The sequence below is a fragment of the Acinetobacter sp. 243_ASPC genome (assembly GCF_001054715.1).
GTDB lineage: Bacteria > Pseudomonadota > Gammaproteobacteria > Pseudomonadales > Moraxellaceae > Acinetobacter > Acinetobacter soli.
Genome location: NZ_JVOR01000057.1, coordinates 1 through 12802, shown reverse-complemented (window position 1 = coordinate 12802; position 12802 = coordinate 1). Strand labels below are relative to the sequence as shown.

Genomic DNA, 12802 nt, shown 5'->3' with positions numbered 1-12802 from the left:
TGGGAGAGCGCTTCCGTTAGGGTCGCTGCACTTTTATCTATCATGTCATCAACCTTTGGATGAAAACGGAAAATAAAGAAATACCATAAACCTAAGAGATGAACACCGATGAAGTGTCATCTCTACTGACATATCAACTATCGTCATCACGCACAGAAGACGGATGACGATTGAGCGCCATGACTTCAATTTTCATATACGGATATAGCGGTAAGCCTTGTAAAATCGTATGTAGCTCTTCATTACTTTCGACATCAAAAATACTGATATTGGAATATTGTCCGGTAATACGCCAGATATGACGCCATTTGCCTTGGCGTTGCAACTCTTGTGAATAAGCCTTCTCGACCGATTTAATCTGATTGGCCTGATCAGTAGGCATGCTAACAGGTAAATGCACATCCATACGAACTTGAAACAACATAGTAAATTTCCTCTTCCTTAATGACGGCGTAACTGTTCGAGTTTGTCTTCGTCGACCTCAATTCCCAGACCTGGCGTATTGGGAACCACCAGCTCGAAGTTTTCATATTGCAAAGGTGTCTTCAAAATGCTTTGTGTTAGCAATAAAGGCCCGAACAGTTCAGTGCCAAACTCCAGTGTTTCAAAGGTACTAAAGGCATGTGCCGATGCAATACTGCCAACAGGCCCTTCAAGCATGGTGCCACCATATAAACTGATTCCAGCAAGACGCGCAATTTTTGCCACTTCACAGGCTTCAATCAGACCACCCGATTGTTCGACTTTTACTGCAAACACATCGGCACCCGATTTTTTGGCAATTCGATAGGCACTGTCTGGGCCAGTCAAGACCTCATCTGCCATAATGGCCACATCAAAACGTGCAGTCAGACGTGCTAAAGCATCTGTATTTTCAATCGCACAGGGCTGCTCAATCAGATCGATCCCACCATCTTGAAGCTGTTGAATCCCTTTAACACATTCAAGTTCAGACCATGCACGGTTCACATCTACACGCACACTGATTTCCGGGCCAAGTGCTTTTTTTATGGCAATTACATGATCGACATCGTGCTGTAGCGGATTTGAACCAATTTTTAATTTAAAGGTATTGTGACGCTTTAATTCGATCATTTTTTTTGCTTCGGCAATATCTTTATCGGTGTCACCTGAAGCCAGTGTCCACAGCACAGGTAATCGATCACGAATACGTCCACCCAGCAATTCGCTCACGGGTATATTCAGTCGTTTAGCCTGTATCTCTAAAAGTGCAGTTTGGATTGCACATTTGGCAAAGCGGTTGCCATTGATACTTTTACGAATTAATTTTAGGGTCTGAGCCACATTTAAAGGCGCCTTGATGGACAAGAGCAATGGCTTGAAATAGGTGTCGATATTGGCTTTAACACTTTCTGGGCTTTCTTCGCCATAGTTTAATCCACCAATCGTGGTCGCTTCGCCCCAGCCTACAATGCCATCTTCCGTGATGATTTTGATCAAAACCAATGTCTGCGTCTGCATCGTGGTGACCGAAAGCTTGTGCGGACGAATAGTTGGAATATCGACTAAAATAGTTTCCACTGATTTATACATCGGTCCATCTTCTTTTCAATAAATACTATTTACATACCTTAAATTAATGTAATAATAAAAACGATAAACAATTTGGTATTTTTGCATACTAAAAAGGTATATAAAACCAATTAGGGCGTATAAATGGAACTAAGACACCTCAGATATTTTGTGACCGTGGTTGAAGAGCAAAGCATTTCCAAAGCTGCTGAAAAGTTGTGTATTGCCCAGCCGCCCCTCAGCCGACAAATTCAAAAACTCGAAGAAGAATTGGGAATTCAGCTATTTGAACGCGGCTCCAGACCGGCTAAAGTGACTGAAGCAGGCATGTTTTTTTATCAGCATGCTGTGCAGATTTTGACTCATACTGCACAAGCGTCCTCAATGGCAAAACGGATTGCAACGGTCAGTCAAACCTTGAGAATTGGTTACGTCAGCTCCTTACTGTATGGTTTGTTACCTGAAATTATTTATCTGTTTCGTCAACAAAATCCTGAAATTCACATCGAACTTATCGAATGCGGCACCAAAGATCAAATCAATGCCCTTAAGCAGGGAAAAATCGATCTGGGTTTTGGTCGGCTCAAAATTACCGATCCTGCAATTCGACGTATCGTGTTACATAAAGAACAGCTCAAACTTGCAATCCATAAGCATCATCACCTCAATCAGTTTGCAGCAACAGGAGTTCATCTCTCTCAAATTATTGACGAACCGATGCTGCTGTACCCTGTCTCTCAAAAACCTAATTTTGCGACCTTTATTCAGTCACTCTTTACCGAGCTGGGCCTAGTACCATCCAAACTCACCGAAATACGCGAAATTCAACTGGCGCTCGGCTTGGTGGCAGCAGGTGAAGGCGTCTGCATCGTCCCGGCGTCTGCCATGGATATTGGGGTGAAGAATCTGCTTTATATTCCAATTTTAGATGATGATGCCTATAGCCCAATTTCACTCGCAGTGCGAAATATGGACCACAGTAATTACATTCCTAAAATTCTCGCCTGTGTACAGGAGGTGTTTACAACGCACCATATCAGGCCACTCATCGAATAAAATATGTCTGAAAAATTTGCTACTATTTATTCAACGCGTAGCGCTTGGCTGAGTTGACCGAGTGCTGCGCTGTAATCGATGAACGTTTCATCGAGTGTTTGAATATGTTTGATTGACTGCTCAAGTTGAGCCTGACACTGCTCAATCAATTCACTCGTGGAAGCTTTGACAGCTTGTTGAATCTGCTGCGTAAGAGTCGTGTACAAGCCATCATGCACTAACATTCCCGCAATGCGTTCATACTGCATTTTTTCGGTTTTTTCGATCTTGCTAAGCGAATCCAAATTTAAACCATAAGCATCAAGCTGAATTGCAACCTGTTGTTCGAATGCGACGTTTATCCACTCGTTCAAACTATTCACTACGGCATCAATATCTTGTGTATTTGCATGTTGCTCAAGAAGTTGTGGCAGCTCAGGCAATACGCTACGCCAGATTGCCTCGGCTAAATCGGTGTGTAGCTGTCGTAAATCATCTTGAGCCTGTTTGAGGTCCTGTTGTATTTGCTCTAGATCGGGTTGCAGGTAAAGCCTTAAACCCTCAATGACGTGTTCTTGCAAAAAATGCAACAATACTTCGGCAGGTTTACGCTGCTTATAGCGCAAAGCAGGCTCAATAAGGGCCAAAAGTGCTGCAAATAATCGCTCAAAACCAGCCTCATTCATGGCTTGTGGGGTCATATCTGCTTCACGCGCCATTTGAGTTGAAACGGACACGGGCGGCTTTAATAAACTCACGTCCACTTGCATACTGTGCAGTTTTTCTTGCGCACGCATCAATACATCAGACTCTTGTAACGCGCGTTGTTCTGAATTTTTATTGCAAAGCACTGCGCATAGCTCACCATCAATTTCATCTTCTTCGACAAAATCGCTTCGGGTAATAACAGGAAATAAAGGTTTATGACGCTTTAATTCGCGCCCCAGTGCATCTAGCTCTTGCACCTGACCCGGTGAAGTTGCGCTACTGAGCCACAGCACACCATCTGCACTGTCGATAAATTTTAGTGTGAGCGCTGCATTTTCCTGAGTACCAGAATGCAAACCTGGGGTATCTAGCAAAATAAGTTTTTCACCCAGACATACGCCCTGTAGTTGCGCTGTCGTCTCGGTTGCACCTTCGCGTAAGCGAGATTCGGTATAAAATATCTGTTCATTTTGAACATGAAAATATTGCACGGTTTGTCCGTGAGAACGAAAGCATTCGGCCAGTAAGTTACACAATGAACTCTTTCCAGCATTGAACTTACCGAATACAAGCAACATCACCCGATCATGAAATACTTCGGCAACCGATTGAGCAGCACTAAAAGTATGCCATTCGGTATCCCAATTCGATACATGCGTTGTAAGCTTATGGTTAAATTGCTTGAGTTGATTGGCGATTTTTGCCTGCGTTGACCAGCCCGTTAAATCAAAGGTATTTTGTTTTAAAGCTGTAGCAAATGCTTCGCGCCATTGCTGCATCGATTGCAATGCCAACTGTATATCCCCTTGGGCAGTCGCAATCTGCCGGGTGTGTTCGATAAACAATTGAATGTGTCCGCCGCTGGTCATGCTGCACTCTCCATCTGTTGCAACGCCATCATTGCATTTTCAATACACCCTTGCTGTCGAATTGTCTGCTCAATCTTGGCAGCTAAAGCCATTCGGCCTGCTGACTTTTCAAAATAAAATCGAAACTCTCTTTGCAAGCGTTGTCGTTCGGTATCGGTATAAAACAATGCACGTAGCTGATCGCGAAATTTCACTGAAATTCCAAAAACCGCAACAATGACCGTATCAATACTTTTAATCGTAGTTTGCTGCTCTGTAGGTAAACCCACCACACCGTGACGTATGAGATGGCTATTGATCTCGATACAGGCACGTGAGTAAGCAATCTGCACTTTGGCACGTTGCTGCTTGGCTGCTGTATTTTTAAACATCGTGGCAAATGAATCTGGATTAAGTGCTTGATCTTGGCCATCTATATTTACAATGGGCTCAAGATCTACTCGAATCTTATCGAGTATGTTGATGAGTCCTGTATCAAAGTCATGTAATTGCTGCTGCTGTGTCTGTTGTAGTTGCTGAAGTACACGTTTTTGATCGAGTAATAACTGATTGAGTTGATGATGCAAACCAGACAGCAATCTATTCTTTTCATACGCTCGTGCCAATGGAACCTGAGCAAGTGCCTGCTCAAGTGTATGTCGCAATGCACCGATTCCACTTTTTTCAATCAGCAAGGTTTTTCCATTTTCAATGCCCTGACGGTGGCGAGTGGCCGAAACAGCCCAAATATCGAGTTTGGGTACCTGCTGTGTAATTGAAGTTTTGATCTGGGTTAAAATTGTCTGATCCGGTATCTGATCTATCTGGGTCAAGACCAGTATGGTTTGGCGTCGGCTATGGTCTGCATCTTCAATAAGTTGTTGTAAAAGATGATGCTCGGTTGCATCGAGTTCGCCTTCTCGGACTGAATGCACAAAAAGGCGAATATCTGCCTGTGTCCAGACTGCTTCAAAAGCATGACGATCATCCACTGCCGCAACATCTGCATCGAGTCCGGGTGCATCCAACCAACGTACCTGATCTTGTTTATGTTCGGCCAGTTGAATCGTCTCTCGTTTATCGGCAACAGAAAAAATATCTGTCCCGATCAGCTCATTGAGTAGTCGGCTTTTACCATGATTATATTTACCAATGACGGTAATGGTGGGGTCACAAGCAAACTGCATCAGACGAACCAAGCGTGCCAATTGCCCAGCCTGATTCGGCAATACGCTTAAAATTTTATCTACGATTTCCTGAATGATTTGATTGTCCACGTAATTGTCTCCACCCTTCCCTGAAATAAAAACAGGCCAGTGATCTTGATCACTCGCCTGATAATTTTGAACCATTTTGGTGTATTACACCGCTAGACGTGGGCGATCAACAACTTGGTTATCCACACCATCAACCAAACGCGTCAATTTTAGATCGAAAACCATTTCAGCGAATGGGCCTTCAACATCATTAGCCTTAATGGTTTCAGGATCGGTGTGTTCCACTGCATCAACCACCAAGCCTTCACGGGTTGCATAAGCAAAGTCATCATAGGTGTACGGATCGCCAGCCACATTAATTTGCGTAGTCAGTTTGCGGTGTCCATCGGCAGAAACAAAATAGTGAATGTGCGCAGGGCGGTTACCATGACGGCCCAATTGATTCAGCAACTGTTGCGTTGGACCTTCTGGTGGGCAACCATAACCCGCAGGCAAAATGGTACGAACGCGATACTGACCGTTTTCATCGGTAATAATACTACGGCGCATATTGAACGCTTGCTGCTCGCCTGTTGGGTCGAAGTGTGAATAAAAGCCTTTGGTGTTGGCATGCCAGATTTCAACTTTGGCATTTGGTAAAGGTTTTCCATCTGCATCAAAGATCGTGCCATGTAGAATCAGGGTATGACCATTTGGATCACTTCCGTCATCCATGCGCGCATAACCTACCGATTCAGGCGCACCTGCCACATATAGCGGGCCTTCAATGGTACGTGGTGTCGCATTTTCAATACCTAGTGCGGCATCTTCGGCATCCATACGCATATCGAGGTAGTGGTCAAAACCCAAGCCTGGCGAGAGTAAACCAGCTTCTTGATTGGCACCTAGCTGATTTAAATATGCCACACCCGCCCAGTATTCATCTGAAGTGATATTCAAATCTTCAATGGCTTTATATAAATCTGAAAGCACACGATGGATGATCTGCTTTACACGCGGATTGCCACCTTCTTGCTCAAGTCCGCTTGCAACACGTAAAAAATCTTGCACATCCTGAGTATTGAATATTTTAACTTCCATGGCTTTCTCCTTGAAATCGCCAAAACATCATTTGATAAACTTATCTGTCGACGCTATCGTTGAATCTGTTGTGCATATTGGTTCAATTAACCTTTGCTTGGTTTGCCTCAGCCTTGAGCTTTACCTTGCTTCACACACCACAAACCTATTTATTTCGATAGTCGTTTCTATACCTTCCATACTGACCAACTGTATCTGAAACTCATGACGACTCCAATTCCCAAGAGAGTATGTTTTCATGCTTTTTTGGTATACTAATTTTTTCGACATCTGATTTAAAAATAAATCTTAATAAAAACTTTCAGGCTAAAAATTAAAATAAAAACATAAAAATTAAATACTTAAAATTAAAATGAATTTTAAAAAGTAAATTTAGCTCATAATGTGATCATTGCTATGGCCGAGCAAATATCGCCAAATACCTTCATAAAAGGAATATTCAGGAGTTAAAAAATTGTTATGCATTGAATTACTCAAACCTATCGTAGTTTCAACAGGAATGAAATAGAAACAAATTAAGCTGAGTGATATGTCATCTCTTAAAAAAAAAATTCGCCTTAGAATAAAGCGAATATGATAGAAATAATCGAATGGTCTAAATGACAAATTTAATTTAACTGGCTTTGGGTTTTAGTAAGATGAAATAGGCCAGCATGCCAATACACATCCCCCAAAACACCGAACTCAAGCCCAAGAAATGCATACCCGAAACGGTTGCCAAAAAGGTAATCAATGCAGGATCTCGTTGCTGATCTTCTTGCATGGCAATTTTAATATTGCTTGCTATTGCACCCAAAAGCGCAAGTCCGGCCAGTGCAGCAACCAGCTCTTTGGGCAATAAGCTAAACAACGCTACAATACTGCCTGCAAACACACCTCCTAAAATATAAAACAAACCATTTGCTATTCCAGCAATATAGCGTTTGTCTTTGAGTTCATGTGCATCTTTACCCATACATAAGGTGGCTGTAATGGAGGCCAGTACAATGGTAATTCCACCTGCAAAGGCAGCAAACAACGAGGCCAAGCTTGCTGCGGCAATAATTGGTTTGGCGGGTGTGTTATACCCACTGAGTTTTAAAATGGCCATACCAGGCAGAAACTGCCCTGTTAAGCTCACCAAAATTAGCGGCAGCGCCAAATTTAAGGTTGAAAACCATGACCACTCTGGTGCAATAAACTGCGGGCGTGCAATGTGAAAGTCTAGCGGCACTGGATTCATTTTTCCAAGAAAAAAACTAAACGCTACACCACAAATAAGTACCCAAAGCATGCAGTAACGCGGCGAAAAGCGTCGACTGATCAGATAACACAGCAACATGCTAAACACGATCAGCGGTAAAGTATCGGTGGCAAGAAATAGCCCAAGACCAAACTGGAATAAAATGCCGGCCATCATGCCAGCAGCAATTCCCTGCGGTATCCATTTGAGTAATTTGTCAAAATAGCCGGTAATGCCGACCAGAAAAATCACAATTGCCGCGGTAATGTAGGCGGCAACGGCTTCATTTAAACTAATGTTGGGAAACAAGGTAACCAACAATGCCGTCCCGGGTGCCGACCATGCGGTCACTACAGGTGTTTTAAACCGAATAGATAAAAAAATGCCTGTCACAGCGGCACCGATTGAAATAGCCCAAATCCATGAGATCATCATCTCTGTCGAGACGTGTGCTTTTTGTGCTGCTTGAAAGAAGATAATTAACGGGCCCGAGTATGAAATCAGGACCGCTAAAAAGCCTGCAATCGTGGCCGATAACGACCAATCTTGCTTCACTGTTTTTAACAGGGTTGTCATGATGCCTCCTTGCAGTCTCCCTTTAAATAATGACCATCAGATCATCCCTGATCGCCCCCACCCACCGGAAGCACGCTGCCCGTGATGTAAGAAGATTCATCTGAGGCTAAAAAGGTAATCGCATTGACTTGTTCATCAATACTGCCATAACGCCCTAAAAAGCTTCGATCAATGGTTTGGTCAACCACTTGTTGCATCCAGACTTGTTCATTTTCCGATAAAGGCTGAACATTACGTGGAATCTTACGCGGCGGTGCTTCAGTTCCTCCCGTTGCAACCGCATTCACACGGATACCATGCTGGGCATGCTCAAAGGCAAGTGAAGCCGTTAAGGCATTTACACCGCCTTTAGAAGCCGAATATGGAATTCGGTGAATACCTCGTGTCGCAATTGACGACACATTCACAATAGTGCCCTGTTGATGTTTTAGCATTTCTGGAAGTACTGCACGGCAGCACCAGAGCGTTGGAAATAGGGAGCGATGAACCTCCTGAATAATTTCCTCTTCTGAAAACTCCTGAAAGGGTTTCATCCAGATTGCACCACCGACATTATTGATCAGCACGTCGATGCGTCCGTATTCGGCAATTGCGTGTGATACCACCGACTCTGCGCCAGCATAAGTTTCCAAATCTGTCTCAACAGCAATTGCCAATGCGCCCAAGGCTTTGATCTCAGCCAATACCGCCTGAACCAGATCAGAACGGTCGGCCAATATCAGACGCCCTCCCTCTTGGGCAATCCGTAGTGCAACACCACGACCAATGCCTTGAGCTGCACCTGTTACAATGACAACTTTATGTTCAAAACGTTGTGTCGAATTCATATCGGTCTCCGTTTTGAGTTAGTTGGCAGAGAATTTTTCAAATAAAAAGTTCGCCGGTTGAATCCCTTGTGTATCCAGCCAGCTTCGCACCGCTTCCACCATAGGAACCGGTCCGCACAGATACACATCAACTTCACCGCCATTTAGCCAGTCATTTTCGATATGACCTGTGACGTAACCTTTACGTTCATGTTGACTTTCTGCATGTGCCACCACAGTACGATATTCAAACCATGGTAGTTTCTGCTGAAGTGCATCGAGTTGTTCAAGCGCCACCAGATCACAATCTTGGGTTACGCCAAACACCAGTCGTACCGGATGCTCACTGCCTTTTTGCTCAAGTACTTGCAACATCGATAAAAACGGCGCGATTCCCGTACCGCCAGCCAGCATGAGCATAGGACGCTTGACATCACGCAGATAAAAACTACCAAATGGTCCAGTAAAGCTCATTTTGTCGCCTGCTTTGGCCTGCACACTTAAATACTCGCTCATTTTACCTTGCGGCACATTACGAACCACGAACCCGGTTAAGCGATTGCCCGGTTGTGAGCTAAACGAATACGAGCGTGTTTCCGTGGTGCCCGGCAGCGTCACGTTGACATACTGCCCTGCCAGAAAATGAATATCGGGCTGACCGTCATCGAGCTGAATATCAAAGGTGATGGTCGAATCCGACAGATTTTCAACCCGCGCCAACGTGCCCTCAAAGTGATGAATCTTGGTTTTACATACCTCAGAAGATGCCTGAATTTGAAATACAGCATCCGAAGTTGGACGACATTGACATGCCAAAACGTAACCCTGCTGCGCTTCTTCTGGGGTGAGTGCATCTTCAATGTAATTATCTTCAGGCATGTCATAGTTGCCAGATGCACAAAAGGCACGACAGGTACCACACGCGCCTTCACGACAGTCCATTGGAATATTGATTTGCTGACGGTATGCGGCATCGGATAAGGTTTCACCTTGAGCGACGCGAATAAAACGGGTAACGCCATCTTCAAATTGAAGTGCTACTTGATGGTTTGACATGGCAGGAATCCTATTCAAATATAAACTCATAAACCCTCAGTCAAGTGTCCGTTTGACTGAGGTACAACTGATTTAGATATGATAAATATCAATGACTTGATTAATGTAATCATTCTTAAGCACCACATACTTGCTCAAGATTTTTGGTTGTTCACCTGAAAAATCGATTACATAGCGTGACATGCCAAAATAGCTGTAGCTGTTTTTATAGCGGAAACTGAGCGTATTCCAGTTAAAACGTACTGTGACTTGAAGGCCATCACGTGATTCAACTTCGATATTGCTAATATTGTGTGCCGTACGCGTATCTGGCATGGTCGCCGATGAACGCTCGGTTTTAATCCGAAACACTCGATCTTCAAGACCTTGGCGATCTGGATAATAAATCAGCGAAATCTCAGTTTGAGGATTTTCAGTAAGCTGGTCGTTATCGTCCCACGCGGGCATCCAAAATGAGGCTTGAGGTGCGTAACATTCAAGCCAGTCATCCCATTGCTCATCATCTAAAAAACGGGCCTCGCTATACAAAAACTGGCTAATCTGTTCGATGCTGATGGTGTCTAAAAGTGCTGTAGCATTCATGCGTTCTCTCCCTGACGCGATGCAAATTCTTTTTCCGCAGCAATCGCTTGTTTCATACTTTTGAGCCAGTATTGATGCTGTGCCAAATACAAGCCTTCGTCTTCAGTTTTAATACCACTAATAGCCGGTTTTAATCCGATTTCATTAGCGGCATCGTCTGGTCCATAAATCCAATGTTTTGATCCGCGGCACATGTCGTTCCATTCCAGCTCAATACCTGCATAACCAGCCTGACAGGCACGAAACTCCTCAAGATCGTCTGGTGTCGCCATTCCAGATGCATTAAAGAAATCTTCATACTGGCGAATACGGCGTGCACGCGCTTCGGGTGCTTCACCTACAGGCGCAATACAGTAAATGGTGACTTCGGTTTTATTGACCGAAATTGGACGTAAAACACGAATTTGCGAACCAAACTGATCCATCAGGTACACGTTTGGATATAAACACAAGTTACGTGAGCGTTCGATCATCCATTTCGACATTGCAGCACCGAATTTTTCGGTATATTCCGCTGCTTTAGGAAAGTTTGGTCGGTCTTCCGGATTACCCCATTGTGTCCAGAGCAACATATGACCATGTTCAAATCCATATGAACCACCGCCATGTTTCCCCCACGAGCCCGCACTCATCGCACGAATGGTATCGCTTGCCTGTTTTTCTTTACGATGCTGCGTGGTGGCTGCATAGTTCCAGTGCACCGCCGAAACGTGATAGCCATCTGCTCCGTTTTCTGCGGTCAACTTCCAGTTTCCTTCATAGGTGTAGGTCGAAACACCACGTAGTACTTCAAGACCCTGATCGGATTGCCCGACAATCATGTCGATAATTTTGGTGGTTTCCCCTAAAAACTCTTGCAGTGACGGTACATCAGGATTCAGGCTACCAAATAAAAAACCTTTGTAACTTTCAAAACGCGCCACCTTTTTTAAGTCGTGCGAACCGTCCTGATTAAAACAATCTGAATAACCGGCATCGCTTGGATCTTTCACCTTCAACAGTTTTCCTGAGTTATTGAAGGTCCAGCCATGAAATGGGCAAGTATATGTGGCCTTATTACCACGCTTATGACGGCACAGCTGTGCACCACGATGTGAACATGCGTTAATCATGGCGTTAAGTTCACCGTTGCGATTACGCGCAATCAAAATCGGTTGTCTGCCAATATAGGTGGTGTAATAGTCGTTGTTATTGGGAATCTGGCTTTCATGAGCCAAGTAAACCCAATTTCCTTCGAAAATGTATTTCATTTCAAGATCAAAAAGTGCCTGATCTGTAAATACAGAACGATGTAGCTTAAATTCACCTGTTTCGGTATTGTCTACAAGCAGTTCATCAATTCGGTCAAGATGGCTAGTATTAATGACGGGAATACGTGGCATATCCTTTCTCCAACATTCCAAAATAAGAAACTTGTCTAGGCCAGAGCAAAACGCTGTGCTTAGTCAAACATTCAATTAAATAACGCAACGCATAAAATGTTTACTTAACGGCAGAACCGTCGAATAAAACGAATATCCATTTCAGCTTTCAATTTTCCAAATTGAAGAAAGCATTTAATGGGTCAAGCCCTTGCCTTCTTCTTGTCTTTCTTGCTTGTTTATACCTTAAAAGAATGTTTTAATAAGTTCAAACACATTATTTGTATAATAAAATACCTATGGAGTATTTTTAAATGGAACTTAGACATCTCCGCTATTTTGTGGCGGTGGTTGAGGAGCAAAGCTTCACCAAAGCCGCAGACAAATTATGCATTGCACAGCCGCCCTTAAGCCGACAAATTCAAAATCTTGAAGAAGAATTGGGGATTCAGCTTTTAGAGCGCGGCAGCAGACCGGTCAAGACAACACCTGAAGGTCACTTTTTTTATCAGTACGCCATCAAACTATTGTCGAATGTCGATCAAATGGTTTCCATGACCAAGCGTATTGCCTCGGTTGAAAAAACCATTCGTATCGGATTTGTGGGTTCGCTCCTATTTGGTTTACTGCCACGGATTATTCATTTGTATCGTCAGGCGCACCCCAACTTACGCATTGAACTTTACGAAATGGGCACTAAGGCACAAACCGAAGCATTAAAAGAAGGCCGTATCGATGCCGGATTTGGTCGACTTAAAATCAGTGATCCCGCCATTAA

The 12802-nt window shown here is 43.8% G+C and carries 12 protein-coding genes; 2 read left to right on the top strand and 10 right to left on the bottom strand.

Annotation, left to right across the window (positions count from 1 at the left end; translation table 11 throughout):
* Positions 1 to 133: 133 nt before the first annotated feature.
* Positions 134 to 424, bottom strand: coding sequence for a muconolactone Delta-isomerase (gene catC, locus ADA42_RS05960; protein WP_004925455.1), 291 nt, complete (start codon positions 422 to 424; stop codon positions 134 to 136).
* A 17-nt stretch (positions 425 to 441) separates the two neighbouring features.
* Positions 442 to 1554, bottom strand: a complete 1113-nt coding sequence (locus tag ADA42_RS05955; protein ID WP_004936964.1) for a muconate/chloromuconate family cycloisomerase — start codon at positions 1552 to 1554, stop codon at positions 442 to 444.
* Positions 1555 to 1677: 123 nt separating this feature from the next.
* Between ADA42_RS05955 and catM the strand changes: the two genes are divergently transcribed.
* A complete protein-coding gene (catM, locus tag ADA42_RS05950; RefSeq protein ID WP_025094913.1) occupies positions 1678 to 2589 on the top strand; it encodes a cis,cis-muconate-binding transcription regulator CatM in 912 nt (303 codons plus the stop codon).
* Between the two features lie 26 nt (positions 2590 to 2615).
* Here catM and ADA42_RS05945 read toward each other — a convergent pair whose 3' ends face one another.
* The 8 genes from ADA42_RS05945 to benA form a co-directional block, all read right to left on the bottom strand.
* Complete coding sequence (locus ADA42_RS05945; protein ID WP_025094912.1) at positions 2616 to 4145, bottom strand: dynamin family protein; 1530 nt, start codon at positions 4143 to 4145, stop codon at positions 2616 to 2618.
* A complete protein-coding gene (locus ADA42_RS05940) occupies positions 4142 to 5401 on the bottom strand; it encodes a GTPase (RefSeq protein ID WP_228137578.1) in 1260 nt (419 codons plus the stop codon). Before ADA42_RS05940 ends, ADA42_RS05945 begins: the two co-directional genes overlap by 4 nt.
* An 84-nt stretch (positions 5402 to 5485) precedes the next feature.
* A complete protein-coding gene (gene catA, locus ADA42_RS05935) occupies positions 5486 to 6421 on the bottom strand; it encodes a catechol 1,2-dioxygenase (protein WP_004936949.1) in 936 nt (311 codons plus the stop codon).
* Positions 6422 to 7034: 613 nt separating this feature from the next.
* Positions 7035 to 8219: a benzoate/H(+) symporter BenE gene (gene benE, locus ADA42_RS05930; protein WP_048764083.1), complete on the bottom strand. Its 1185-nt coding sequence runs from the start codon at positions 8217 to 8219 to the stop codon at positions 7035 to 7037.
* 41 nt (positions 8220 to 8260) lie between these two features.
* Positions 8261 to 9046 (bottom strand): benzoate diol dehydrogenase BenD, encoded by a 786-nt coding sequence (gene benD, locus ADA42_RS05925; protein ID WP_048764081.1) that lies wholly within the window; start codon positions 9044 to 9046, stop codon positions 8261 to 8263.
* 18 nt (positions 9047 to 9064) lie between these two features.
* Complete coding sequence (gene benC, locus ADA42_RS05920) at positions 9065 to 10081, bottom strand: benzoate 1,2-dioxygenase electron transfer component BenC (RefSeq protein WP_048764079.1); 1017 nt, start codon at positions 10079 to 10081, stop codon at positions 9065 to 9067.
* A 72-nt stretch (positions 10082 to 10153) separates the two neighbouring features.
* The gene (benB, locus tag ADA42_RS05915; RefSeq protein ID WP_004936940.1) at positions 10154 to 10663 is read right to left on the bottom strand and encodes a benzoate 1,2-dioxygenase small subunit BenB; all 510 of its coding nucleotides are present in this window, start codon (positions 10661 to 10663) and stop codon (positions 10154 to 10156) included.
* Entirely contained in the window at positions 10660 to 12045 is a 1386-nt protein-coding gene (gene benA / locus ADA42_RS05910; protein ID WP_048764078.1) for a benzoate 1,2-dioxygenase large subunit BenA, read from the bottom strand. The genes benB and benA overlap by 4 nt, the downstream gene beginning before the upstream one ends.
* Before the next feature lie 293 nt (positions 12046 to 12338).
* On the opposite strand from benA, the gene ADA42_RS05905 reads away from it, so the two are divergent.
* Positions 12339 to 12802, top strand: a 464-nt coding sequence (locus tag ADA42_RS05905) for a LysR family transcriptional regulator (RefSeq protein ID WP_048764076.1), incomplete at its 3' end; no start/stop codon positions are given.

Coding starts and splice junctions, on each gene's coding strand:
- catM (WP_025094913.1), top strand. CDS start 1,678: ATGGAACTAAGACACCTCAGATATTTTGTGACCGTGGTTGAAGAGCAA.
- catA (WP_004936949.1), bottom strand. CDS start 6,421: ATGGAAGTTAAAATATTCAATACTCAGGATGTGCAAGATTTTTTACGT.
- ADA42_RS05945 (WP_025094912.1), bottom strand. CDS start 4,145: ATGACCAGCGGCGGACACATTCAATTGTTTATCGAACACACCCGGCAG.
- benE (WP_048764083.1), bottom strand. CDS start 8,219: ATGACAACCCTGTTAAAAACAGTGAAGCAAGATTGGTCGTTATCGGCC.
- benD (WP_048764081.1), bottom strand. CDS start 9,046: ATGAATTCGACACAACGTTTTGAACATAAAGTTGTCATTGTAACAGGT.
- ADA42_RS05955 (WP_004936964.1), bottom strand. CDS start 1,554: ATGTATAAATCAGTGGAAACTATTTTAGTCGATATTCCAACTATTCGT.
- benB (WP_004936940.1), bottom strand. CDS start 10,663: ATGAATGCTACAGCACTTTTAGACACCATCAGCATCGAACAGATTAGC.
- benC (WP_048764079.1), bottom strand. CDS start 10,081: ATGTCAAACCATCAAGTAGCACTTCAATTTGAAGATGGCGTTACCCGT.
- catC (WP_004925455.1), bottom strand. CDS start 424: ATGTTGTTTCAAGTTCGTATGGATGTGCATTTACCTGTTAGCATGCCT.
- benA (WP_048764078.1), bottom strand. CDS start 12,045: ATGCCACGTATTCCCGTCATTAATACTAGCCATCTTGACCGAATTGAT.